Here is a 24292-nt window from a genome sequence, read left to right on the forward strand (position 1 = left end):
TTTTATGGCCCGAGATACCCTGTTGTTGGTCGAAAAATGTTCGCACTGCTTTAGTTGGTACGACATTGCCAGTGGAGAGCGACTGCGTTCCGTGCAACTCCCGAATTTTCCGCACGAATTTGTCACAGATCGCGCGGAGCGCTATGCCTATGTCGGTCACTATGGCGTTGAGACATCTGGCCATGTTGGCGAAGGAGGCCATTCCCTGCTCCAAATTGATATTCGTTCGTCTGAACTGGTACGGTCTATAGACCTGTTGCCCTTCAATCGCATCCACGGATTGCAGATGGATGATCAGGACAGGCTGTATGCATTGAGTGAAGAGAAGTCCACGCTGCTTGTCTTGGAGCAGCCAGCTACGGATACGGCCGCGCGTAGAGCGGTTCCCTCCGGTGGCATTAAGAGTCATTTATTTGCGCTCACGCAGGACGGTCAAACGGCGTTTTGTATGAACTTGTTGAGCCATACGGTAACGAAGGTCAAGCCTTGGGATCCTCTGTTTGCGCCGGTGGCCTGCCATCCAGGGCAAAAACCAGAGGGGTACTGCCTCAGTGCGGACGAGAAGACACTGTTTGTGAGCAATCGATGGAGCAACACGCTCAGTGCTATCGATACGGACACCATGGTGGTTCGCTATTCGGCAGCTTCACGCGAGGATGTGACTCGTATCTACAGATCTGCAGATGGGCGTCTCTTTACCAGCAACTACGGCGATCGAAGTATTTCGGTTGTTGACCCGCTGACGTTGAAAGAGACGGCGTATCTGAAGCTCGATGGAAGGGCCATTGCCTTGACGTTCCATCCCTCCCAGCCACTGGCTTTTATTTCGCTTGACTCTGATCGAGTCGCTGTCCTGGACATCAACAGTCTGAAGATTCTGCGTTTTATCGCAACGCAGAAGGAACCTGATGTCTCAAAGGTTGTGGTGCTGTGATGACCAAAATTCTGGAGTTTCAAGCGCTGAACAAGCGATTTGGTGGCACCCAAGCTGTCAGCAACATCACCTTCGATGTACGCGGTGGGGAAATCCTGGCGTTGTTGGGTGAGAACGGGGCAGGAAAATCCACGCTGATCAAGTTGCTGGCTGGCATCTACCCTTCAGACAGCGGTGAGATTCTGTTTGACGGACGGCCCCAATCTCGCTGGAGAAGCAACGACCGTTCTAAGCAGCCAGTCGCTTTTATTCACCAAGACCTGGGGTTGGTTGAATGGATGACTGTGACGGAGAACGTGGCTCTGGGAATGGGCTATGCCAGAAGATTCGGTTTGATTGACTGGAAAGCGGCTGACGAACGCGCGCGGCGTGTGATGCAGCGTGTTGGATGCAACATTGATCCTAGTCGTCGGATTTTCTCGCTAACCCGTGCCGAAAAGTCATTGCTGGCTATTGGCCGGGCGCTTGAGGTGCAGGCCAAGGTTCTCGTGCTGGACGAGCCGTCGGCCAGTCTGCCCATGTCGGATGTGGAGCGGCTCTTCGGTGTGCTGCGAGAGCTGCGTCAGCAGGGCATGGCGATGATCTACGTGTCCCATCGTCTGGACGAAGTGATGGCAATCTCGGACCGCGCCGCTGTGATGCGAGATGGCAAGTTGGTTGATATCAAAGAAACAGCCAAAACGGATACCAACGAGCTGGTTCAACTGATTGTTGGCAAATCGCTGTCCAAGTCTGTACGCAAAGCCCAATCGGATGGCTCCGGAGCTGCAGTTCTTGAAATGGAGAATGCGGCCAGTGGCAATGCTGGGCCACTGAACTTCTCCATACGCAAGGGAGAGGTCGTCGGCTTGATCGGTTTGCGTGGGGCGGGGCATGAAGCTATCAGTCGCGCAATTTTCGGACGCGAACCCCTCTCTGCCGGAAAAATGAAATTAGCCGGCAAGCAGGTAACGTTTCAGACTAGCGCTGACGCCATTGCGGCAGGTATTGCGTATGTCGCAAGTGAACGCCTTGACGAAAACTTGGCGCCAGCCATGAGTGTGTTGGAGAACCTCTTTCCCAATCCAAGACTTACGGGCGAGAAGGGGTTGGCATTTGATCGACGCAAGCGGGAGGCAGCCAATGCCATGCGCCTCATCAAACTTTTTGACGTAAATCCTCCTGCACCCATGGCGGAAGCGCAGCAACTCTCTGGTGGCAACCAGCAAAAAGTGGTTCTGGCCCGGTGGTTCAACCTGGAGAAGGACTTGGTCGTCCTCGAAGAGCCTACCGCCGGGGTCGACGTTGGTGCAAAGCGCCAGATCTACGAAATCCTTAGGGAGCATGCCGATAGGGGTACCGCTATTGCAGTGGTATCGACGGACTTTGAAGAAGTCGCCACGGTGTGCACGCGTGTACTGGTATTCAGAAACGGTTTGATCGCCGCAGAACTGAAAGGCGACTCCATCACGGTGGAGAGCTTGTTGACTCTGGCGGCCGGCGGATCTGCGCAAAGTGAACAAGAGATTAAAGAAATGGAGACAGAAAAATGACAACCTCAATCCAATCCACCGCGCTGGAGCCGGATCACTCTTTGGACGGTGATGCCGCTACTTTGGTGCAGCGATTCACACGTGCAATGCCTGTCTATGGACTGGTCGTTTTGACCGCTCTTCTGGCGGCAATGTTTTCGGTGATGTTGCCTGATACGTTTCCTACGCTCTTCAACCTGCGCGCCATTCTGGCGGACAAGTCTGTCATTGCCATCTTGGCTCTGGCCGCGACGATTCCCATGATCACCGGGAAGATCGACCTCACGGTCGGGTACGGAATCGTTCTGTGGCACATCCTGGCCATTAGTCTGCAGACTAAATTTGGTATCCCTTGGCCCGTTGCCGTGTCGATCGTCATCGTTTGCGCGGGGCTGTTTGGTGTGCTGAATGGATTGCTCGTGGAGATGGCTCAGATCGACTCCTTCATCGCAACGCTGGGCACCGGAACGGTGGTCTACGCAGTAGCGATGTGGCACAGCGGTGGCCGCCAGGTGGTGGGTGAACTGCCCGAAGGCTTTGTCGATATCGCCGGCGGCAATTTCCTGGGCTTACCCATTGGGGCCTTCTATGTGCTGGCTGTAAGTGTCGTCATATGGCTGATCACCGAGTTCACCCCACTGGGACGGGCGTTGTATGTCATTGGTGCGAATCCCAAGGCCGCGCAGCTCAATGGCATTGCAGTGCGCAAGCACGTTATGGGAGCGTTCGTCGCGTCGGGTGCACTTTCTGGTTTTGCCGGCGTATTGCTGGCCTCCCGGTTGCAGATTGGACAAGCAAGCGTAGGGCTGGAGTTTTTGCTTCCTGCCTTGGTGGGCGCCTTTTTGGGCTCGACCACGATTCGTCCCGGACGGGTCAATGTATGGGGAACCCTCGTGGGGGTTGCCATCCTAGCCATTGGTATCTCCGGCATTCAGCAGTTTGGCGGTGCATTCTTTGTTGAGCCTTTGTTCAATGGTTTGACATTGCTGGTGTCAATTGGCATCGCCGGTTGGGCGCAGCAGCGCCGAAACCAATCCATTAAACGGCGCATTGCAGAGCGCCAACTCAATGACGCGGCTCCTGCAGCGGTCCCTGGTTCCCCCTCCACCGCTGGGTAAGCGGTATTCATCTTCCCTTGAAACAAAGACTATTTTGGAGACAACAATGAAAAGACTCAATTTTCGCCTTGGAGCGATTGCGATTGCACTGACTGCAGCAAGTTTTTCTAGCCACGTATTGGCTGACGAATTTTTGGACGCTGCAAAGAAAAAAGTCGAAGTAGCAACTATGTCTAAGAGCACTTGGGACGGCCCCACGACAGGTCCAAAGGCTTCGGAAGGCATGACCATTGTCTTTGTCGCAGCAGACTTAAAGAACGGTGGCATCTTGGGTGTTTCCAAAGGTGTTGAAGAAGCTGCGGCCGCCATTGGTTGGAAAGTTCGTGTTCTCGATGGTCAAGGGTCCGTCAGTGCGCGCACAGCGGCGCTGAATCAGGCCCTTGCTTTGAAGCCCGGGGGCATCGTTGTCGGTGGCTTTGACACCACAGAACAGAAGGTGGCTTTCGCAAGTGCATCCAAAGCCGGTATCCCGTTGGTGGGATGGCATTCTGGTGAAAAACCAGGCCCCAATGCGACTGCAGGTTTGTTTACCAACGTGACCACGACAGCGGACGACGTATCCGAAGTGGCCGCGCTGTCTGCTGTGGCTGATTCGGGTGGCAAGGCCGGTGTGGTGATTTTTACTGACTCGCAATACGCCATTGCGGTCTACAAAGCCCGTGCCATGGAAGCCGTTATCAAGAAGTGTGGCGGGTGCACAGTTCTGAGCTTTGAGGATAGTCCTATTGCTGAAAGCTCTACCCGCATGCCGCAGTTGACCACCTCGTTGCTGCAGCGCTTCGGTGACAAATGGACACACTCCTTGGCCATCAACGATCTGTATTTTGACTTCATGGGCAGCTCCTTGGCTGCAGCAGGCAAAAAAGGAGATGGTGGCCCCAAAGCTGTTTCTGCCGGTGACGGCTCTGAAGCCGCGTACCAGCGTATTCGTAGCAAGCGTTATCAAGCCGGTACGGTGCCAGAGCCGCTCAACATGCAGGGCTGGCAGATTGTGGATGAGTTGAACCGCGCCTTCAACAAAGTCAACTGGTCTGGTTACATCCCAAAAGTGCATTTGGTGACTGCTGACAACGTCGGCAAAGACGGTGGCCCTAAGAACTTGTTCGATCCAGACAACGGCTATCGCAACGAGTACAAAAAAATCTGGGCGAAGTAACCCAGACGGGCTGCAACGCACATGGTTGCAGCCCAATTTTCCAACTCACAAAAAAAGACTGATATGACAGAAACCGCTCTCAAACCCGTAGTCGCTGTGACACTGGGGGATCCTGCTGGCATTGGCCCTGAATTGGTGGCCAAGCTGCTTTCGCGTGCAGACTTAATGCGTTTGGCCAACGTCGTATTGGTTGGTGATCGTTGGCTGTGGGAAGAGGGGCAGGCAATAGCTTGTGTCAAGGTTCAAACTGCGCCAGTGGCCGACTTCGCCGAGGTGCGTGATCGGACCATGCTATCTGTGCCTGCATTTTTGGAGACGGACACAGTGCATGCCTCGCAGGTGACGAGGTCCCAGCCTGGAGCCGCAGCTGGCGCCTCGGTGTTGTCTGTGCTGGACCGCTGCATGGACGCGACTTTGGCGGGCCATATCGATGCGATAACGTTTGCACCTCTGAACAAACACTCCATGAAACTTGGGGGGCTCAAACATGAGGATGAGTTGCATCACTTTGCACAGCACCTCGGCGTCAAGAGTTACTTTTGTGAATTCAACACACTGAACGGTTTGTGGACTTCGCGAATCTCTTCGCATGTCCCTCTCAAGGACGTTCCCAAATACTTGGACAAGCAGCGCATCATCGATGCCGCATCGTTGATCTACAAATCGCTACAACGCAACGGCAATGTCTCTCCTCGTGTTGCAGTCGCCGGATTCAACCCCCATAACGGTGACGGCGGGACATGCGGTCGGGAAGAGATCGACATCATCGCGCCAGCTGTAGCCGCGCTCGCTCACATGGGTATCCCTGTGCAAGGCCCCTTTCCAGCCGACACCATCTTCCTCAAAGCGCGCGATGGAGAGCTCGATGCGATCGTGACGATGTACCACGACCAGGGCCAAATTGCCATCAAGTTAATGGGCTTCTCTCAGGGCGTGACGGTTCAAGGTGGCCTCCCTATACCCATTACGACCCCGGCGCACGGTACTGCCTTTGATATCTCCGGCAAGGGCAAAGCCAATGTAGACGCCACAGCGAATGCTTTCAAGATCGCTTGCCGTATGGGCCTGGCCCGTTTGCGAGAGCAAGTTGCAGCCTAAATCGCTTCGAATCATTTTATTTTTCAATCAGGGTTCCCATGAAAATCAAATCTGTACGTGCACGTGTTTATGAATGGAAGGGCAAGACTGTCCCTCCACAAGGGAATTTCTGTTCCAACGCCATGGATCTGGTGTATGACAACAAGGCCAACCAGCATGCCGCTGGGGCCGACACCATGAACACATTCCGCTTTCACTGCTGGACGGTCGTGGAAGTGGAAACGGACGACGGCATTGTGGGCTTGGGCAACGTGGCCTTGGCACCTCGCATTGCCAAGGCCATCATCGACGAATACCTGACCCCACTCGTTCTGGGCCAGGATCCATGGGACTACGAGTACCTGAACCAACGCATGTACCGCGCGACGCAGGCTTGGGGGCGCAAAGGTGTAGGCATGGCGGCTATTTCTGCCATCGATATCGCCATTTGGGACATCCTAGGCAAATCCGTGGGCAAGCCCGTTTTCAAGTTGTTGGGTGGCCGCACCAAGGAAAAAATTCCCTGCTACTACAGCAAGCTGTACCGCACCGATCTGAAGGAGATGCAGGCAGAAGCGCAGAAGTTCAAAGACCAGGGTTTCAAGGCGTTCAAGATGCGTTTTGGCTATGGTCCCGCCCATGGCCAATTGGGTGTAGTTGAAAACCTGAAGTCAGTGGAGGCGGTTCGCGAAGTCATTGGGTATGACAACGACCTGATGCTGGAATGCTATATGGGTTGGAATGTGGAATACGCCAAGCGAATTCTGCCCAAGCTGGAGAAGTACCAGCCGCGCTGGCTGGAAGAGCCCGTCATTGCCGATGACATTGATGGATACGCTGAACTGAACCAGCTCACCAGCATTCCGATTTCTGGCGGTGAACACGAATTCAGCCTGTATGGCTTTAAGCAGTTACTGGATCGCAAAGCCGTCTCTGTCGTGCAATACGACACCAACCGGGTGGGCGGTATCACGATGGCGCACAAGATCAATGCGCTTTGCGAGGCCTACAGCGTACCGGTCATCCCACACGCTGGGCAAATGCACAACTACCACCTCACGATGAGCAGTTTGAACTGCCCCATCAGCGAGTACTTCCCTATCTTTGATGTTGAGGTCGGCAACGAGCTGTTCTATTACATCTTTGATGGAGATCCTGCAGCGGAGAACGGGTTTCTGCAATTGGATGACAACAAGCCGGGACTCGGTTTGACGCTGAAGACTGAGTACCTGGAACACTTCATCATCACGGAGTAGCGTCATGAGCAAACTATTGTTTTGTCTGTGCGCCCTGCTTCTGGTGGCAGAGGTCTCCCACGCAAACGACGTTTCCCCTCACAAGGTCGGTGATGCCTTGTCCACTGAAGATGCACAGGCCATGCTGAGCAGATATGCCAGTCGCCCTCAGCAGCCTTGGCGCGAGCCGGATCCTGCCAAGATTCCGGCGGGCCCGGAGGGAGACGCTATACGTGAAGGTATAGACCTGATGCTGCATACGTCACAGCGTGTTGGCAACCGCGCACCCGATGAAAGCAAACGCCTGAACTGGAACAGTTTGAACTGCGTCAACTGTCACCAGGCAGGGCCATCGGGTTTGCCTGGCACCAAGAAGTTCGCGCTCGCGCTTGTGAATGCTGTGAACGACTACCCGCGCTTTGACACCAAATCGGGAAAAATCATTTCGCTGGAGCAACGTGCACTGGGCATGTTCGGTTCGGCACCGGTGAAGATGACGGTAGACAAGCCGGAGTTCCAGGCCATCATGGCCTACTTGCGATGGTTGAACTCAGAGGCACAACCAGAGCGCGCCATGGTGGGGGTGGGTTTACTTCCCATGAAGGCAATTGGGCGAACCGCGGACCCGGCGCGCGGAAAAGTGCTTTATGCAAGCAAGTGCCAGAGTTGTCATGGTGCCGACGCAACCGGACAACGCAAATCCGACTTTGATACCGGCGCTGGTTACCTGTTCCCCCCATTGGCTGGCAACGACACCTACGACAACGCAGGGCATATGTTTGCCATCCCACTGTTGGCACGGTACATACGCGCGTCCATGCCTTTTGGAACGCAAGCCGACAGGCCCCAGCTGACCCCTGCACAAGCACTTGATATTGCGGCATATATCAACGACGACAGCACTCCGCGTGGTCAGAATCCCAATCGCATAAAGCTGTACACCGATGCAGCCTTGCGTCCACAAGGTTTCGCGATTCCCGAGCATTTTGTAGACCAACCCAAGGCGTATCAGCGCGCCAAGTTTGGCCCGTTCAAGAACGTCAATGAAAACTATTGAGGCGCAGATGATTTCTCCTTCCTCGCCTCGCTACCGAGGTGTATACCCCGTCGTTCCTACCACTTTCACCGAGTTCGGCGAACTGGACCTGGAGAGTCAAAAACGTTGTGTTGACTTCATGATCGATGCCGGATCGACCGGGCTCTGTATTTTGGCCAACTTCTCAGAGCAGTTCGTGCTTTCAGATTCCGAAAGAGACGTGCTGACATCCACCATTTTGGAGCATGTCAAGGGACGCGTCCCTGTCATCGTGACAACCACGCACTTTGCTACGCAGGTGTGCGCCCAGCGCAGCAGGCGCGCCCAAGACGCCGGTGCTGCCATGGTCATGGTGATGCCACCGTACCACGGCGCCACGATCCGCGTTCCAGAAGAACAGATCTATGAGTTCTATGCACGTCTCTCTGACGCCATTGACATTCCCATCATGATTCAGGATGCCCCTGTGAGTGGCACCCCCTTGTCAGTGGCGTTCTTGGCGCGCATGGCCCGAGAGATTGAAAACGTTGCTTATTTCAAGATTGAGACCCCGGGCGCTGCATCCAAGTTGCGTGAGCTGATTCGAGTGGGTGGGACAGCAATTGAAGGACCTTGGGATGGTGAAGAGGCGATCACCCTTTTGCCTGATCTGCATGCAGGCGCCACCGGGGCCATGACGGGTGGTGCATTTCCAGATGGCATTCGTCAGATCATGGATGCGTGGATGGCTGGCGATGTGGATGCCGCTACGCAGGCGTACCAGCGTTGGCTCCCTCTCATTAACTATGAGAACCGCCAGGGGGGCATTCTCACGGCCAAAGCATTGATGCAAGCGGGGGGCGTCATCGCTTCTGATGCGCCGCGCCATCCATTTCCGTCCATGCACCCGGAGGTCCGCCGTGGGCTTTTGGACACGGCCAAGCGCTTGGACCCTCTGGTGCTGCGTTGGTCACGATAGATAAAAACACCACCGAGACAACCACAAAGTGAAGAGCTTCATGACTATCTTTAAAAACTATATCAATGGCGAATGGGTTGCGGGAAGCACGACAAGCCAGAATCTCAACCCCAGCAACTTGTCCGATCTGATCGGAGAGTTCACCCAGGGGGATGCAGAGGATGTGGATGTTGCGGTCGCCGCAGCCCTTGCAGCCTTTCCGGCGTGGAGCTATGGAGGCATCCAGGCCCGCTCCGATGCACTCGACAAAATCGGCAATGAGATTTTGGCTCGCAAGGAAGAGTTGGGCACGCTGCTTGCGCGGGAAGAGGGAAAGACCAAGCCAGAGGGTATTGGCGAAGTGACCAGGGCGGGGCACATCTTCAAGTTCTATGCGGGCGAGTGCCTTCGTTTAGGAGGTGAGACGCTCCCCTCGGTTCGCCCCCATATTGGTGTGGAAATTACCCGAGAGCCTGTCGGCGTTGTCGGACTGATCACGCCATGGAACTTCCCCATTGCTATCCCCGCGTGGAAGGTGGCTCCCGCATTGGCGTTTGGCAACTGCGTGGTCTTGAAACCTGCAGACCAAGTGCCAGGTTGCGCTTGGGCACTGGCAGAGATCATTTCACGCTCCGGATTGCCTGCTGGAGTCTTCAATTTGGTGATGGGGCCGGGTCGGATCATTGGTGACGCACTGGTCAATCATCCCGATGTGTCGGCGATCAGCTTTACAGGCTCTGTGGGAGTGGGGAGTCGCATTGCGCAGACTTGCGCACAGAGCCTCAAAAAAGTGCAGCTGGAGATGGGTGGCAAGAACCCCCAAGTTATTTTGGACGATGCGGATCTAGCGCAAGCGGTGGAACTCAGCGTTCAGAGCAGCTTTTATTCGACCGGGCAGAGATGCACTGCGTCTAGCCGATTGATTGTTACCGAGAAGATTTATCCCGATTTCATCGAGGCGATGCAGAAGCGAATGGAACGGATCAAAGTCGGTGATGCTTGCGAGATCGGCACCGATATCGGTCCCGTGGTGTCGCAGGCGCAGCTGGACCAGGATCTCTCTTACATCGAAATCGGCAAGTCCGAGGGGGCAAGGCTGGTGTTGGGCGGACAACGCCTCCAAAGGTCGACAGAGGGTTATTTTCTGGCCCCCGCGCTCTTTGCGGAGAGTACCAATTCCATGCGGATCAATCGTGAAGAGATCTTTGGTCCTGTGGCCAGCGTCATTCGTGTCAAGAATTACGAAGAGGCATTGGCTATTTCCAATGACACCCCATTCGGCTTGTCGGCAGGCATAGCGACTGCATCGCTCAAGCACGCAACACATTTCAAACGCCACGCACAAGCCGGCATGGTCATGGTGAATTTACCCACAGCGGGTGTGGACTACCACGTGCCATTCGGAGGACGAAAAGGAAGTAGTTATGGCCCACGGGAGCAGGGTGCCTATGCCCGTGAGTTCTACACCACGGTGAAGACATCCTATGTTTTGGCCTAGTCGTTAGTTCAAGGAACAAATCCCTGATGTAGCCGAGTCCACATTAAAAAGGGTTGGAACCATGCATATGTCCATTGCCAAGAGACTTACCCTTGCGTTCGGCACGGTTCTGTTCTTTTTCTTTTCCTTTGCAGCAGTCACTGCGTACGAAATATCGGAGGTATCCAAAGCCTCAGCCCGCCTCCTGAAGACCAACTCATTGACCCAAAAACTGGGTGCTCTGGAGAAAGAGATTCGGCAAAACTCTGTGCGTTCCATTGCCATTGGTTTCTCGGACGGCAGCACAGTCTTGGGGCTATTCCAAAAAGATCTTGCCAGTTCGGCACAGAGGATCAATGAGGATCTGGCCGCCCTCACCGCCGAAGGAATCTCTGTGGATCTGGCTCCTGAGTTCAAGGCACACCAGACGCTCATCGATGGTTGGGGAAATTTACAAAAAGAGATGCTCAAGCTCCGTTCGGAGGGCGATGTAGGGGCTGCAAGAGAAATGTTGCAGAGCCAGTTCCTGGATGTTGTGAATCAGCTGAACCTCAAGTCGCAGCGACTCATTGATATGCAAGCGGAGGAGGCACGACAGGCCCACGACGGCTTGAACCAGGGCTTTAAACGCCTGTACCTGTCAGGGGGAATTATTCTTCTCTTTGGCCTATTGGTTTCGTTGTTTACCAGTGTCCGTGTAGCGAAGTATGTGGTTCGCGGACTATTGCAAGTCAAGCATTGTGTCAGTCGAATTGGCACGGGGGATTTGACCTCGACAGTGGCCTTCAGCGGCCATGATGAGGTGGCTGAAATTTTGAAAGAAGTCGGCCTGATGCAGGAGAAACTGGTAGAAATTGTGACGACGGTGCAAGCGGGGGCGGGGCACGTGGCACTGGCATCCGCTGAAATCGCACAAGGCAATCTGAGTGAGTATTTGCATGAATTCCGCCAGCATGTGGCATTGCATTACCGCCACACAATGGCATTGGAAACCCGCCACCGGTTCGCATTTCAAAACCGCCACTGTTACTGGTCAGTATTGACTATCGGGATTTCAAAATACTCCTTGAAAATTTGTTGATAGCGTCCATCCAGAATCTGGATTGCATAGAAGGTTGGCATCCTCCGATTCAGCGCCCTCGGGTCTTTGCTTTGCATGCGATCCACCAACTCCGCCAGGAGATGCGCAAACTGCACATACTGATATTTGGCCGGGACCATGCGTTGCTTCTCCAACACTGCCAGGCTAAAAACACGCTGGACATAGAGGTCGAACACCCTGTCCGCGACCCCATGTTCTTCCAGTTGCGGTCCAATCATGAGCAGGACTCGGAAGATGCTGAGCGCATAAAGCCATACCCACTCAGGTTCGTTTTCTTCATGGCGCAGGCGTAGAAGAATCGTGAGCGCCGCCAGACTATCCAAGCTGGCCCTACGCTCCAGTGAACCCAAGGTATGCCGACTGGCGCCGCCCACGATCTGGTTGAAGGGCCCAAGCACCGCCGCCTGGATCTCCTGATCAAGCTGTTGTATCCACTGCAGTGCTTTCTTCCTGATTGGGCCCTTTGACCGCAGGACTTTCCACAGCGGATGGTTCAACACCCGGCCGGACCAGGGGACGATTTCCTCTGCTTGCAAAACCAAGGCTGGATGCGGAACATGGTCCCCCCTCTCGTAGCCCAGGAATTTGCTGTTTTTGATGGGCGCCACACGGAGATCGAGATTCAACGTTTCAGGCGCGATGGCACGTTGAACCTCCCGCGGTATGAGCGTCCCCAAGCGAATGCCCAGCCAGTAGAACCAATAGATGGTTCGGGCAGCGTCTACATCTTCGTCCCTTTTTGGTGCTCGCGAAACCATTATTTGTTTGTATGAAAGTATTAAGAAAAACCACTGATTTCCATATGAATCAATGGGTTGCGCTCATATTCAAGCCCAAGAAAGAGCAACTTTAAGGGCTAAAGCATAGGTGGCGCGCGTGGGGCGTCGTTGGTAGCATCAAGTCACTATTAATGCGTGACTGTGCGTGACCCAAATATGAATTCCCCCCACTTCATTGAACCCATGGCCGCAGTGCTTGAGCACGAGCTATCGAGTCGGCATGGACCCATGATGACGGGGGAGCATTTGCGGATTGCGCTTGGTTACCCCTCCAAAGAGGCGTTTCGCCAGGCGGTCGCGCGAAAGACGACGCCCATACCGATCTTCGGCATCGAAAAGCGGCGTGGCAGGTTTGCCTTGACGAAAGATGTGGCGGCCTGGCTTGCGACACAGCGTGCGCGCGCCGTCGCTCAATTCAACCAACCTGCAAAAGGAGAAACGCTATGACCTAGCCTGCAGGAAGGCAGAAAAAAAGGGCCTGTGAATTGCAGCTCACAAGCCCTTTGGACCAGGTTTTGGACACCGATCTGCGTCTGAGTATCTTCCTTCCCCCTTCCCCTGTCAATACCGAACCCGCCCGGAGGACGCTGCTCGCCCATGCGATTGGTGCAGTAGTTGTCCTTAAGGCGATGTGCCTGCTGATCTCAAAAGGCAGAACCAACCATGACCAAGAGGAGGATCAATATGCGGAAGATCCGCGACGTATTGACCAATCGCTTCGAGCGAAGATTTTCAAACAGACGAACTGCCACCATCACCGGCCTTCACCATTCGACCATCGCCGACTACCTGGCGCGGTTCGTAAAAGTCGGCTTGCAGTGGCCATTGCCGGCCGATTTAGACGACACCGCACTGGAGAATTTGCTGTTTGCCAAACCCAGCAGCCCGGAACGCGAACTAGGGACGAGTGTTCCCATTGACTTCAGCGAAATCCATGCGGAGATGCAAAGGCGCGGTGCCACACTCGCTGCTTTGCACACCGAGTGGTTGGAGAAAGCACCACCCCAGGATCACATCGTTTATGCACATTTTTGTAAGCGCTACAAGGCCTATACGCGCTCATTGCGCCTATCGATGCGGCGTACCGAGGTCTATGGAGAAAATGCCTATGTCGATTACTCTGGACAGACCATCGACATCACCGACTCGCACACCGGAGAAATCCGCACAGCGCAAATTTTCATTGGTGTGCTGGGAGGCTCCAGCTACACCTATTGCGAAGCGACCTGGACGCAACGCTCCCGTGACTGGCTTGGCTCACATGTGCGCATGTTTGAATATTTCGGTGGCACTTCGCGCATCGTCGTACCAGACAATCTGAAGGCCGCCGTCACCAAGGCTGACAGGTTTTCGCCGGTACTCAATGAGAGCTATCGGGCCATGTGCCGACACTACGATGTTGTGCCACTGCCGGCCCGCGCCTATCGGCCAAAGGACAAGGCACGCGCAGAGGGCGCAGTGCTGTTGGCTCAGCGCTGGATTTTGTTCAGACTGCGCAAACGCAAGTTCTTCTCCCTGGAAGAAGCCAATCGGGAAATTCGTGCATTGCTCGAACAACTGAATCGCAAGCCCTTCCAGAAATTGACTGGAAGCCGCTACACCCGCTGGCTGGAGCACGAGCTGCCCACGCTGCAACCCCTGCCGTCAGCGCCCTATGAGTTTGCCGAATGGGGCAAGGCACGAGCAGGAATCGACTATCACGTAAAGGTTGATAACCACCACTACAGCGTGCCCTACCAGATGCGGGGCAATGAATTTGAATACCGGATGACGGACAAGGTGGTGGAGTTGATCTTCCAGGGCAACTCTCTGGCGACCCATCGGCGCAGCTACGAGGCGGAGGGCAAATTCACATTGGATGCGCATCGACCGCCAGCACACCAGGCCGTGCAGGGTTGGAATGAAGAGGATGCCTGCTCCTGGGCTGCAACTGTCGGCCGCAGCACTGAGGCGCTATTGCGGATCAAGGTTGCGCAGGTCCATGGCATGAACATGGGGTATCGCATCACCCAGTCCATGAAGTCCTTGGCCAAAGCACATGGCCCCCAGAGGCTGGAGGAGGCCTGTGCTTATGCGCTGGCCAACAGCGTTTCCGGGATGCCAGAACTCCGAGCCATTCTGGACAAGCGCTTGGACAAGCTGCTGGCCCAGGACTCCCCTGACGCCTCTCCCCCTGATTTGAAACACGAAAACATTCGCGGCGCGCACTACTACGACCGCATTTTGAACACAGAAACGGAATCCTGATCATGATGAACAACGCCACCATTGAAAAACTGCAATCCCTCAAACTGTTTGGGATGGCCGATGAACTGGAGCGCCAACTGACCACCCCCACGGCCCATGAACTCGCATTCGAGCATCGGGTACGGAGCATGGTGGACCATGAAATCACGCTGCGCGATCACAAGCGACTCGGGCAGCTACTCAAAAAGGCTTGCTTGCCGGAGAACGCCAGTATTGAGGATGTGGACTATCGGGCACCACGCGGTCTGGACAAGGCCGAGTTTCAAACCTTGTGCTCGCTGGACTGGATCAGGAGCCAACACAGCTTGGTGATCACCGGCCCAACCGGTACCGGTAAATCCTGGCTGGCCAGCGCGCTTGCCAACCAGGCCTGCAGGCAAGGGCTTTCCTGCTATTTCGTCCGTGTTCCCATGCTGATGGAGAACCTGGTGGCGGCCAGAGCCACTGCAGTATTCAGTCAAAAATTGGCGAGTATCAAGAAATTCGATCTGCTGATTCTGGATGACTGGGGGATCGAGCCGTTCAACAAGCGGGCACAGAACGATTTGTTGGAGCTGATCGACAACGAGATTGGCAAGCGTTCGGTTTTATTCACCAGCCAATTCCCTCTGAATGTCTGGCACGACGCGTTTGACAACAAGACGGTGGCGGACGCCCTGATGGACCGCATCATCCATGGGTCGTACCACATGCAACTGTCCGGGGAATCGATGCGCAAGTCCAGAAACCCGACTGCAAAGAAAGGCCGGTCAGCGGCGAAGTAGCCCGCCCTTGAGGCTCCCAAAGGCCTTGCGGGGCCTTTTCTTTTTGAGGTCGCTGTATGTATCGAAGGGTATTCACTGCCCGATCATGCGCTGGCGTAGCACGGCCAGCGTATCGAGCCCACCTATGTCATCGTATTCAAATGGTTTGCCATTTACGTCGCGTAAGTCGATTTGCTTGTAGCCCAGGTCATATACCAGTTGGTAGCGTGGAGCCATGACCCACTTTGGCTCAGCAATGTCATGGGCGAAGCAGTTTCTAATTTGGTAGATGAGGGCTACCAGATGGTCGTGCGCTGATTGGATCGGGTCTGGCAATTTGATCCCAATCTCTTCGCGGCACACATTCAACGTGATCGCCGCTGCTCCAAATGCGATGGTGACATTGTTCTGAAGCGCTAGGATGAAATCGCCATCCGAGTCAAATGATTGATCTGGCAACACGACCAAAGACTTCCCGCTTTGCCAAGTAATGGGTTCACCGTCCTTGATGCTGGCACGGGTAAGTTGACCATCCTCGGCCACCGCGAGCAGCTTCAACGCAAGATCCAGGTTCGTGAACGCCGTCATGACGAATTTCATACCGCCCCTTCATCATTTGAATTGCCGAACCTAGCCATTGTCTCTGCCCGCGCTTACCTAGCAACTATCGAGAGACTTTCGCATAACCACGGGTCTTGCCGGTCACACTGTCCAAGCTGCCCATGGCAGACCACAGCAGCGGTAGAGAGACCCAATGAGGGGGGTATTTGAACCTGGCCACATCCATGAGCAAGACCAGATCCTTCTCAGCGTGATAACCCCCAATGGGTGAGAAATGCCCCTCCCCAGTTTGTCTCAGCGCCTGACGTGAGTAGGAAGCGATCAAGGCCTGCTTGCTGCCACCGCCGCACACCATCTGAACCAGCGCCCTGAATTGCGCGATTGAGCTTTGCTCCGCATGTGTCACTTCCACGGCGACCCCGTTGCAATGGGCCAGCTTGGCTAAGCCCTCTAGCGAGATCCCTTGGGCCTCGATGCTGCTCAGTTGGTCGCAGCAATCGGCTATGTCCTCGCTGAACCAGCGCCAGACTCCCTTCCATAGCCGCTTGGGATCGACCTCCAGCGCATTGAGCACCATGACCAGGCTGCTGATGCCGCAGTAGGTGGGCTCCACCTGGGTCTGGAACTGCTCGGCCAGCGGAAAGTAGCCTTCCATGCCGCCAGCCAGCAGAGCCTCACGGAACAGCGTGCGGCCGGCCGGGGAAGAGAAGGCAACGAGTCCTTCCGGCAGCGGGCGCCGATAGAGCCCTGCCTGGGCTTCATCAGTCTCCGCCACGGGATAGCAGTTTTCGACAGCGCAGTGGTTCATAGCGGCTACCGTGTGCTGTGGTTAACGGGTTTGAACCGGAGCCAGACGCAGCAGGGCAACAGCTGCGACCAGCCCGATGCCAGTCGAGATCCACAATGCATTGATCCCGTACTGCGCCATAAACACACCAAACAGCCATGGGGCCAAAGCCTGGGCCAGTCGTGCGGGAACCATCAACAAGCCCTGTCGCTCTCCATAACCCTGGGGGCCAAACAGCACCAGCGGCAGCGTGCCCTTGGCAATCGTCAAGATGCCGTTACCGGCGCCGTGCACGAGGGCAAAGAAGATCGCTGCAGGAGCGCCCAGCAATGCCAGGCCGATGGCACCTATGGGGTGCAGGCAGGCCGCGATCCGCGCGCTGATCAACGGATGCACGCGGCGCAAGACGCCAAACTCCAGCAGTCGCCCGGCCACCTGGGCTGGTCCAATCAGCGCCCCGGCGGTCAATGCCACTCCCAAAGTGGCTCCGCCGGCAGCAAGCAGTGTCGGCAAATGGGCGGCCATGGCGGTGCTTATGAACCAGGTAATGGCAAACACCAGAGAGAGCAGCACGGCGCTACCGATGGGCACCGGTGCGCCCGGCAGAATGTCTTTACCAGGCTGTCCAGCGTGCGGCGTGACGGTTGGCTTGGAAGTCGCCTGATCCGCCAGCTTGGGCAAGGACAGGTTGAGTGGCAGTGCCAGCAGCAAATGCAGGCCTGCCCACGCAAAGCAGGTCCCCCGCCAGCCTATCCATGCATCCAGCGCGGTGGACAGCGGCCAACCCACGGTGCTGGCGAACCCCGCCAGCAGAGTGATACCCGTAATCATGTTGCGGGCGTCATGCCCATAGATCCGTACCAGCGTGGCAAACGCGGCTTCGTACAGCCCGGCCGCCATACCGGCACCCAGCACGATCCAGGCGGCAAACAGACCGATGGGGCCGCTGGCTAGGCCCAGGCCGATCAAGCCCGCAGCAAAGACCAGGTTGGTGGATGCCAGCACCGGGCGGCCACCAAACCGGTCAATGGCCCGACCAGCATGCGTGCCCAGAAGCGCGGAAATGACCAGCCCAACCGAGAAGGCGGCAAAGACTGTGGCCACGCTGATCCCCAACTCGGCGGCGATGGGCGCCGCCAGGATGGCAGGCAGGTAGTAGGTAGACGCCCAAGCCAGGGTCTGGGCCGTGCCCAAGGTCAGAACAATGCGGGTCCGGCCGGCGTCTGCCATCAGTTTCTTCAAATGGCTCGCTGATTCACCCGCTTGGACAGTTCCGCAGCCGTTTCCTTGCGCTCGCTGTAGCGGTCCACCAGGTAGGGAGATACATCGCGTGTCAGCAGCGTGAACTTCACCAGCTCTTCCATCACGTCCACCACGCGGTCGTAGAAGGCAGACGGCTTCATGCGGCCCGCTTCGTCAAACTCCGCGAAAGCCTTGGCCACGGAGCTTTGGTTGGGGATGGTGATCATGCGCATCCAGCGCCCCAGGATGCGCATCTGGTTGACCGCATTGAAGGACTGCGAGCCGCCACTGACCTCCATCACCGCAAGCGTCTTGCCCTGGGTGGGGCGCACGGCACCTTGTGACAAAGGAATCCAGTCGATCTGGCTTTTCATAATGCCGGTCATGGCACCGTGGCGCTCCGGCGAAGTCCACACCATGCCTTCGGACCAGGTTGCCAGCTCTCGGAGTTCCTGCACCTTGGGGTGGCTCTCAGGGGCGCCATCGGGTTGTGGCAGGCCTGCGGGATCGAAGATTCGGACCTCTGCACCCATGGTCTCCAGCAGCTTGGCCGCTTCCAGCGTCAGGAGCTTGCTGTACGAGCGCTCCCGCAGCGAGCCATAGAGCATCAAAATCCGCGGCGCGTGGGTAGATACCTTGGCTGGTTGCAGTGGCGCTTGGCTTGGAGTCTGGAAGCACGCAGCGTCCAGGTTGCTGGAAGGCAAAAGGATTTCAGACACGTTGGCCCTTGTCGTCAATTACCTTCTCGCCGTCTTCCTTGGTGAACGCACCTTGCTGGGGGTTGGGCAGTATGTCTAGCACCTCTTCACTGGGGCGGCACAGCCGGGTGCCCAAGGGCGTCACGACCACCGGGCGGTTGATGAGGATGGGATGCGCCAGCATGAAGTCCACCAGTTGGTCATCGGTCCACTTGGGATCGGCTAGGCCCAGCTCTTCATAGGGTGTGCCTTTCTCTCGCAGCAATGCACGCGGGCTGATACCGATGGCCGCGATCAGGGTCTGCAGCGTGGCCTTGCTCGGTGGTGTTTGCAGGTACTCGATGACTTCGGGTTCTTCGCCAGAGTTGCGGATCAAAGCCAGGGTGTTGCGGGATGTGCCGCAGGCAGGGTTGTGATAAATCGTGATGGACATGGGTTCAGTCAGGCTTGTGGGAAGTTGGGGTTGTCGAAGCCGGTGCGCCTTCCGACCATTTGAAGAGAGCAAGGGCCAAGGCCGCGCCCACCACTTGGCTCACGATGAAGCCGGCCACGTCTGTGGGCCGGATACCGGAGAAGGTGTCGGTCAATGACCGTGCGATGGTGACGGCAGGATTGGCAAACGAGGTGGACGCGGTGAACCAGTAGGCTGCCGTGATGTACGCCCCCACCGCAACCGGGACGAAGTCGGGCCGGGTCTTGGCGACGTTCAGGATGATGGTCAGCAGGCCGAACGAGGCCACGATTTCACTCCACCACTGGTGGGAGCCCGTGCGCACATGGGTGGACTCCATCAGCAGTGGCAGCTCGAACATGTAGTGGGCCGCCATCACGCCAGCGATGGCACCCAGCACCTGAGCAACCAGGTAGACGGACGCCTTGCCCCAGGTTGCACGCTTCAATGCCACCTCGGTGAATGTCACCAAGGGGTTGAAGTGCGCACCCGAGGCTGGCCCAAAGGTGGCGATCAAGGCGATCAGAGCCGCACCGGTGGCCAGGGTATTGGCCAGCAGCGCAACGGCGACGTTGCCGCCCGCCAGCCGCTCTCCCATGATGCCGGAGCCCACCACCGTGGCCAATAGCATGGCCGTGCCGATGAACTCCGCCACAAACTCCTTGCGCCAGTTCATACCGTCTTGCCGATTTCGTCCATTTTGGATTTGAGGCTCATGCGGTCCAGTGAGGACGCCGGCAACGCGGTGAACAGCTCGATGCGCTTGCGCATGATGGCTGCCGTGTCCCGGAAAGCACGGCGCTTTTGGTCGTCCGTGCCTTCGATGGCCGCTGGGTCAGGAACACCCCAGTGGGCCGACATGGGCTGGCCTGGCCAGAATGGGCACTGCTCGCCGGCAGCTTGGTCGCACACCGTGATCACGTAGTCCATGACCGGTGCACCTTCAACCGCAAACTCGTCCCAGGACTTGCTGCGCAGGCCTCGTGTGGAGAAACCATTGTTCTGAAGCAACTCAATGGCAAACGGGTTTACCGTGCCGTTGGGGTGGCTACCTGCAGAGAAGGCTTTGAACTTGCCACGGCCCAGCTCGTTGAGCTGGACCTCGGCCAGGATGCTGCGGGCGGAGTTGCCGGTGCACAGGAAGAGCACGTTGTAGACTTTTTCGGACATGGGAATCTTTCAGAAATGGGTTTGTTGAAGGCCTGATACCAGGCTTAGCAGCAAGCGGCGCCAGCCGCATCCACCTCACAGGTCTGGCCACCGCAGCAGTTTTCTGTGAGGTAGCCGACCAGCTCATTCATGGCGGCGAAGTTGGCGCTGTAGTGGATTTTTCTGCCCTCAGGGCGGGCCACGATGAGCCCTGCCTGGGTCAGTTCTTTCAGATGGAAAGACAGAGGGGGAGCTGGCATTTCCAACGTCTCGGCGATGACGCCGGGGGTCAGGCCCTCGGGCCCGGCCTGCACCAGCATCCTGAACACCGAGAGGCGGGTTTCGTGGGCCAAGGCGCCCAGGGCCTTCACCGTTTGTATTGCGTCCATATCGGTCTCCTCTTGGATCTTGGTAGTGGTGTCGGCCTGGGGTGCCCGGGGTTACTTCTTGGGAGGCATCAACACTGTGTCAATCACCTGCACCACACCGTTGGACGCCTTGAGATCGGCCTGGGTGACCACGGCGCTTTCGACCGTCAAGAAGGTGCCGGCTTTGTACAAAGAAATGCTGTCACCGGTGGCGGTCTTCTGCGGGCCGTTGTTGATGGAGTCCGAAGTCAGGTTGGCGGCCACCACGTGGTAGCCCAGGACGGACTTGAGCAATTCCTTGTTACCGGCCAGCTCGGCCAGCTTGCCTGCTGGAATGGCGCTGAACGCTGCGTTGCTGGGCGCAAACACGGTCACGGGACCGGCACCGCCCAGAGAGTCAGCCAGGCCGGCATCCTGGATCAACTTGGCGGCCGTGGTCAGATTGGGATTGTGGGAAATCGTCTCCATCACGGTTTCCGCCTGGGCGCTATTTGCCCAGCCAGCGGCGATTACGAGGGCGGAAGCAGTGAGGTTCAACAGTGCACGGTGTTTCATACGTATTCCTTGAATTGATGGATCTGACGGGTGTCACCAGGGGCAATCTGGCAATCACTTCAACAATTCTAGAAATATTATATTAAACAAATATGACACCCGCTTAGGACGGTCGTGACGCCAAACTGAGATGATGTTTTTGCAATAAAACTGAGAGAGGCCAATATGAGCGCAGACGTAGACAAGCCAATTCGATTAGGGGTGTTACCGGCTCACCTCGGGCTCGGAGATGCTTTAAAGGCTTTGGAGCCCGTAGCTGCGTCCATGCAGGCTATCGGCCAAATTGTCGGTGCTGCGATGCAGGCATTGCCTGCATTTCTACCGAAGGTAAACCACGTCATCGAGCGCATGAACGCCTTTCCAGAGGTGGTTCGAGAAGGCAGCATAGCGCTTGCCAAACTCGGTTGGTTCTACGACTTACAGTTCTACAGCTCCGACTTCTGGGACATCTTGGAATGGGTGCGAAAAGACAAGGTGGCTGAGGTCGATGATTTTTTCATCACTCACTACGAGAAATCCGCTGCAGGATTGCAAGAGCGATTGCTTGTCGCCTATCCTGACCGAGCGGAGCCTTTGCGCCAGGCCTTCTTGGCGGAATCACAGGGGCTGCACTTTGTTTCGATTCCGGTTCTGCTGGCGCAAGCCGATGGAATTGCCGTCGATATCGTGGGCGGCAAGCTTTTCAAGAGTGTGAAGAAACGTCCACAGGCAGCGGGCCGCATTGACGAGATGGCGCTTGCGGAGTTCGATCAGAAATTCCTGGCTGCGCTGATGCAGAACGGCGGCTTCAATGCTTCCGAGGAAAACATGCACGAATTCCCTCACGCTCCGAATCGGCATGAAATCATGCATGGCCGTGACATTCTCTACGGCACCAGGCACAACTACTTGAAAACGCTCTCTCTGTTGGCGTTTATCGGCTTGCACGTCCCCGACATCTTGCGGGCAGACGCCCCGGCGCAGTAAGCAGCGAATACGGGTCTCGCACCGTCCGCAAGAAAGAAAAAGGCCGCGTGGTTGCGGCCAGAGCGACGGTGAAGTCGAATCGGACTGATTCACTGTGTAGCCGATCTACTGGCGGTTTACATGCCATTCAGTGGCGGATTCCAAATGCGAATCGATGGCGGATTTGCTATGCCAATCAGTGGTGGAGTTGGTGCGAATACTCACTGAGTTTGTCCAACCGCACAGAGAGTCAGGCCGCGACCGTTGAAGAAGCGACATCTTCGATTGAAGATCTCAAGGTCACCGTTTCGAGCAACGTCAAGAGTTCGGTGGAAGCCACTGCCTTGGCCAAGCAGGCCAACCAGCAAGCCGAAATTGGACGCGCAATCGCCAACCAGATGGTTAAAACGATGGCGAGCATTGATGAGTCTTCGAAGAAGATCTCTGATATCACAGGGTTGATTGACTCCATCGCGTTTCAAACCAATATATTGGCCCTCAATGCAGCCGTGGAAGCCGCCAGGGCAGGAGAGAACGGGCGCGGGTTCGCGGTTGTGGCCTCAGAGGTCCGCTCCCTGGCTGGCAAGAGCGCTGATGCTGCCAAGGGCATACGTGTATTGATCGACGACAGTACCTCACGGGTTAATTCAGGCAATGCACAGATTGCGAAGGTGGGTGAGGCCGTCCAGCTTATTTCCCAATCTATTGGTTCTCTCGATGCGCTGATCTCAGAGATCCATGCGGGCGGAGCCAGCCAGAACAGAGATGTGAATCAAGTATGGGATTCCATCAAGTTTATGGAAACTTTCACACAAGAGAACGCGGCGCTTGTGGAGGAAATGGCATCTGCCGCTGCAAGTACCGGCAAGCAGGCGGCGGATCTTTTGCAAGTCGCCAACGTCTTTCGGTTGTCCAGGCCAGCACTTGCTGCCTGAGGACATCGTCTGCCAAGTCTGATCTCCCCTCCTCGCGAAGACTCCATTGGATTGTTATGAAATCTCCTGTGACAAAAATTTTATTGGCCCCATGGGTTGCCATGGTCCTTGGCATTTCGGCGCAGAACGTTCATGCGCAGGCAGCGTCTGCTTCACCCAAAACTGAAGCTTCATCCAATGCGGTGTCTGCCAATATTGGGGTTCTTCGAGACCAGTACACCCGGCATGTTGAACGGCGCGTTCTGGGTTCGCTGGCCCGAAAAAAGATGTGGGATGGTCCGACTGCGGGGCCCATCGCCAATCAGGGCAAGACAGTGATCTACATTGCCGCTGACTTGCGCAATGGGGGGGTGTCCGGGGTTGCTCATGGATTGAATGAAGCCTGCCTGGTGGTGGGGTGGCGCTGCCAGGTTTTGGATGGTCAGGGGTCCGTTGAGATGAGAACCTTGGCATTCCAGAAAGCACTGAAGGCTGATGTGGATGGCATCGTCTTAGGGGGTTTTGACGCAAATGAGCAGCCCACTGCGCTGAAGGAAGCCAACAAGAAAAAAATACCAGTGGTCGGGTGGCATTCCAGCAGCACGGCGGCCGGTGCGCCGGAGCTTTTCTACAACGTGGCGACCAATTCGCAGGATGTTGCCGAGACAACGGCTTTGTATGCAGTTTTGGAGTCGCGGGGCAACGCGGGCGTTGTCATCATGACGGATTCCACGTACTCCATTGCATTGGCAAAGTCAGACGCGATGGCTCGAGTCGTGAAGAACTGCCGCGGCTGTACGTTGCTGGGTATTGAAAACATACCCATGGCAAACGCGGCGCAGCTTATGCCGTCGCTGACGGCAGGGCTCATGCAGAAATATGGTTCGCAATGGACCCATACGCTCGCCATCAATGATGTCTATTTTGACTTTATGAAACCAACGCTGGAGGCGGCCAGTTTTCGGCCTATGAACCTGTCGGCAGGCGATGGTTCTACCTCTGCGTATGAACGTATCCGCACCTACCAATTCCAAGCCGGAACTGTGCCGGAGCCGCTGAACCTGCACGGCTGGCAAATTGTGGATGAACTCAACCGCGCCATGTCCGGGAAGCCACCCAGTGGGTACAACACCCCGGTGCATTTGGTAACCCCCCAAACGATTCTGTTTGATGGAGGCCAAAACAATAATTTTGATCCGGACAATGGCTATCGAACCGAATACAGGCGAATTTGGGGCAAACGCTAGCGGGTAGCAAACGCGGGGCCGCT

26 protein-coding genes are annotated in these 24292 nt (G+C 56.2%); 16 read left to right on the top strand and 10 right to left on the bottom strand.

The window, feature by feature from the left end; genetic code table 11:
* The first annotated feature begins 4 nt into the window (after positions 1-4).
* The 10 genes from AC097R_RS05835 to AC097R_RS05880 all read left to right on the top strand — a co-directional run bounded on the left by AC097R_RS05835 (position 5) and on the right by AC097R_RS05880 (position 11562).
* On the top strand, positions 5-934 hold the full coding sequence (locus AC097R_RS05835) for a YncE family protein (RefSeq protein ID WP_479596652.1): 930 nt from the start codon (positions 5-7) through the stop codon (positions 932-934).
* Complete coding sequence (locus tag AC097R_RS05840) at positions 934-2466, top strand: sugar ABC transporter ATP-binding protein (RefSeq protein WP_479596653.1); 1533 nt, start codon at positions 934-936, stop codon at positions 2464-2466. The genes AC097R_RS05835 and AC097R_RS05840 overlap by 1 nt, the downstream gene beginning before the upstream one ends.
* The gene (locus AC097R_RS05845) at positions 2463-3563 is read left to right on the top strand and encodes an ABC transporter permease (protein ID WP_479596654.1); all 1101 of its coding nucleotides are present in this window, start codon (positions 2463-2465) and stop codon (positions 3561-3563) included. Before AC097R_RS05840 ends, AC097R_RS05845 begins: the two co-directional genes overlap by 4 nt.
* A 46-nt stretch (positions 3564-3609) precedes the next feature.
* Positions 3610-4719 (top strand): ABC transporter substrate-binding protein, encoded by a 1110-nt coding sequence (locus AC097R_RS05850; RefSeq protein WP_479596655.1) that lies wholly within the window; start codon positions 3610-3612, stop codon positions 4717-4719.
* A gap of 63 nt (positions 4720-4782) precedes the next feature.
* On the top strand, positions 4783-5817 hold the full coding sequence (locus AC097R_RS05855; RefSeq protein ID WP_479598099.1) for a 4-hydroxythreonine-4-phosphate dehydrogenase PdxA: 1035 nt from the start codon (positions 4783-4785) through the stop codon (positions 5815-5817).
* Positions 5818-5855: 38 nt separating this feature from the next.
* Positions 5856-7052: an L-rhamnonate dehydratase gene (locus AC097R_RS05860; RefSeq protein WP_479596656.1), complete on the top strand. Its 1197-nt coding sequence runs from the start codon at positions 5856-5858 to the stop codon at positions 7050-7052.
* A gap of 4 nt (positions 7053-7056) precedes the next feature.
* Positions 7057-8088: a c-type cytochrome gene (locus AC097R_RS05865; protein ID WP_479596657.1), complete on the top strand. Its 1032-nt coding sequence runs from the start codon at positions 7057-7059 to the stop codon at positions 8086-8088.
* Positions 8075-9025 (top strand): dihydrodipicolinate synthase family protein, encoded by a 951-nt coding sequence (locus tag AC097R_RS05870; RefSeq protein WP_479596658.1) that lies wholly within the window; start codon positions 8075-8077, stop codon positions 9023-9025. Before AC097R_RS05865 ends, AC097R_RS05870 begins: the two co-directional genes overlap by 14 nt.
* A 40-nt stretch (positions 9026-9065) precedes the next feature.
* A complete protein-coding gene (locus AC097R_RS05875; protein WP_479596659.1) occupies positions 9066-10502 on the top strand; it encodes an aldehyde dehydrogenase family protein in 1437 nt (478 codons plus the stop codon).
* Positions 10503-10569: 67 nt separating this feature from the next.
* Positions 10570-11562, top strand: a complete 993-nt coding sequence (locus tag AC097R_RS05880; RefSeq protein WP_479596660.1) for an MCP four helix bundle domain-containing protein — start codon at positions 10570-10572, stop codon at positions 11560-11562.
* On the opposite strand, the gene AC097R_RS05885 is transcribed toward AC097R_RS05880, so the two are convergent.
* The gene (locus tag AC097R_RS05885; RefSeq protein ID WP_479596661.1) at positions 11508-12191 is read right to left on the bottom strand and encodes a hypothetical protein; all 684 of its coding nucleotides are present in this window, start codon (positions 12189-12191) and stop codon (positions 11508-11510) included. The genes AC097R_RS05880 and AC097R_RS05885 overlap by 55 nt on opposite strands.
* Positions 12192-12545: 354 nt before the next feature.
* On the opposite strand from AC097R_RS05885, the gene AC097R_RS05890 reads away from it, so the two are divergent.
* The 3 genes from AC097R_RS05890 to istB all read left to right on the top strand — a co-directional run bounded on the left by AC097R_RS05890 (position 12546) and on the right by istB (position 15373).
* The gene (locus AC097R_RS05890) at positions 12546-12809 is read left to right on the top strand and encodes a hypothetical protein (protein WP_479596662.1); all 264 of its coding nucleotides are present in this window, start codon (positions 12546-12548) and stop codon (positions 12807-12809) included.
* 237 nt (positions 12810-13046) lie between these two features.
* A complete protein-coding gene (gene istA / locus AC097R_RS05895; protein WP_479596663.1) occupies positions 13047-14609 on the top strand; it encodes an IS21 family transposase in 1563 nt (520 codons plus the stop codon).
* A 2-nt stretch (positions 14610-14611) separates the two neighbouring features.
* On the top strand, positions 14612-15373 hold the full coding sequence (gene istB, locus AC097R_RS05900) for an IS21-like element helper ATPase IstB (protein WP_479596664.1): 762 nt from the start codon (positions 14612-14614) through the stop codon (positions 15371-15373).
* Between the two features lie 72 nt (positions 15374-15445).
* On the opposite strand, the gene AC097R_RS05905 is transcribed toward istB, so the two are convergent.
* The 9 genes from AC097R_RS05905 to AC097R_RS05945 form a co-directional block, all read right to left on the bottom strand.
* The gene (locus tag AC097R_RS05905) at positions 15446-15952 is read right to left on the bottom strand and encodes a hypothetical protein (protein WP_479596665.1); all 507 of its coding nucleotides are present in this window, start codon (positions 15950-15952) and stop codon (positions 15446-15448) included.
* A 64-nt stretch (positions 15953-16016) separates the two neighbouring features.
* Positions 16017-16721 (bottom strand): phytochelatin synthase family protein, encoded by a 705-nt coding sequence (locus AC097R_RS05910; protein ID WP_479596666.1) that lies wholly within the window; start codon positions 16719-16721, stop codon positions 16017-16019.
* Positions 16722-16742: 21 nt separating this feature from the next.
* The gene (locus AC097R_RS05915) at positions 16743-17930 is read right to left on the bottom strand and encodes an MFS transporter (RefSeq protein WP_479596667.1); all 1188 of its coding nucleotides are present in this window, start codon (positions 17928-17930) and stop codon (positions 16743-16745) included.
* 8 nt (positions 17931-17938) lie between these two features.
* Positions 17939-18661, bottom strand: a complete 723-nt coding sequence (gene arsH / locus AC097R_RS05920) for an arsenical resistance protein ArsH (protein WP_479596668.1) — start codon at positions 18659-18661, stop codon at positions 17939-17941.
* Positions 18654-19073 (bottom strand): arsenate reductase (glutaredoxin), encoded by a 420-nt coding sequence (gene arsC / locus AC097R_RS05925; protein ID WP_479596669.1) that lies wholly within the window; start codon positions 19071-19073, stop codon positions 18654-18656. The genes arsH and arsC overlap by 8 nt, the downstream gene beginning before the upstream one ends.
* A 4-nt stretch (positions 19074-19077) precedes the next feature.
* Positions 19078-19767 (bottom strand): aquaporin, encoded by a 690-nt coding sequence (locus AC097R_RS05930; RefSeq protein ID WP_479596670.1) that lies wholly within the window; start codon positions 19765-19767, stop codon positions 19078-19080.
* Entirely contained in the window at positions 19764-20261 is a 498-nt protein-coding gene (locus tag AC097R_RS05935) for an arsenate reductase ArsC (RefSeq protein ID WP_479596671.1), read from the bottom strand. The genes AC097R_RS05930 and AC097R_RS05935 overlap by 4 nt, the downstream gene beginning before the upstream one ends.
* Positions 20262-20305: 44 nt before the next feature.
* Entirely contained in the window at positions 20306-20629 is a 324-nt protein-coding gene (locus tag AC097R_RS05940) for an ArsR/SmtB family transcription factor (RefSeq protein ID WP_479596672.1), read from the bottom strand.
* A gap of 51 nt (positions 20630-20680) precedes the next feature.
* Positions 20681-21163: a fasciclin domain-containing protein gene (locus tag AC097R_RS05945; protein ID WP_479596673.1), complete on the bottom strand. Its 483-nt coding sequence runs from the start codon at positions 21161-21163 to the stop codon at positions 20681-20683.
* A 165-nt stretch (positions 21164-21328) separates the two neighbouring features.
* Between AC097R_RS05945 and AC097R_RS05950 the strand changes: the two genes are divergently transcribed.
* The 3 genes from AC097R_RS05950 to AC097R_RS05960 all read left to right on the top strand — a co-directional run bounded on the left by AC097R_RS05950 (position 21329) and on the right by AC097R_RS05960 (position 24269).
* Positions 21329-22129: a hypothetical protein gene (locus AC097R_RS05950; protein WP_479596674.1), complete on the top strand. Its 801-nt coding sequence runs from the start codon at positions 21329-21331 to the stop codon at positions 22127-22129.
* A 209-nt stretch (positions 22130-22338) separates the two neighbouring features.
* Positions 22339-23043 carry a methyl-accepting chemotaxis protein gene (locus AC097R_RS05955; protein WP_479596675.1) on the top strand — a complete coding sequence of 235 codons (705 nt, stop codon included), beginning with the start codon at positions 22339-22341 and terminating at the stop codon, positions 23041-23043.
* Positions 23044-23099: 56 nt separating this feature from the next.
* Entirely contained in the window at positions 23100-24269 is a 1170-nt protein-coding gene (locus AC097R_RS05960; RefSeq protein ID WP_479596676.1) for a substrate-binding domain-containing protein, read from the top strand.
* The last annotated feature ends 23 nt before the right edge of the window (positions 24270-24292 follow it).

Source organism: Rhodoferax sp. ZS1R25, from assembly GCF_056521335.1.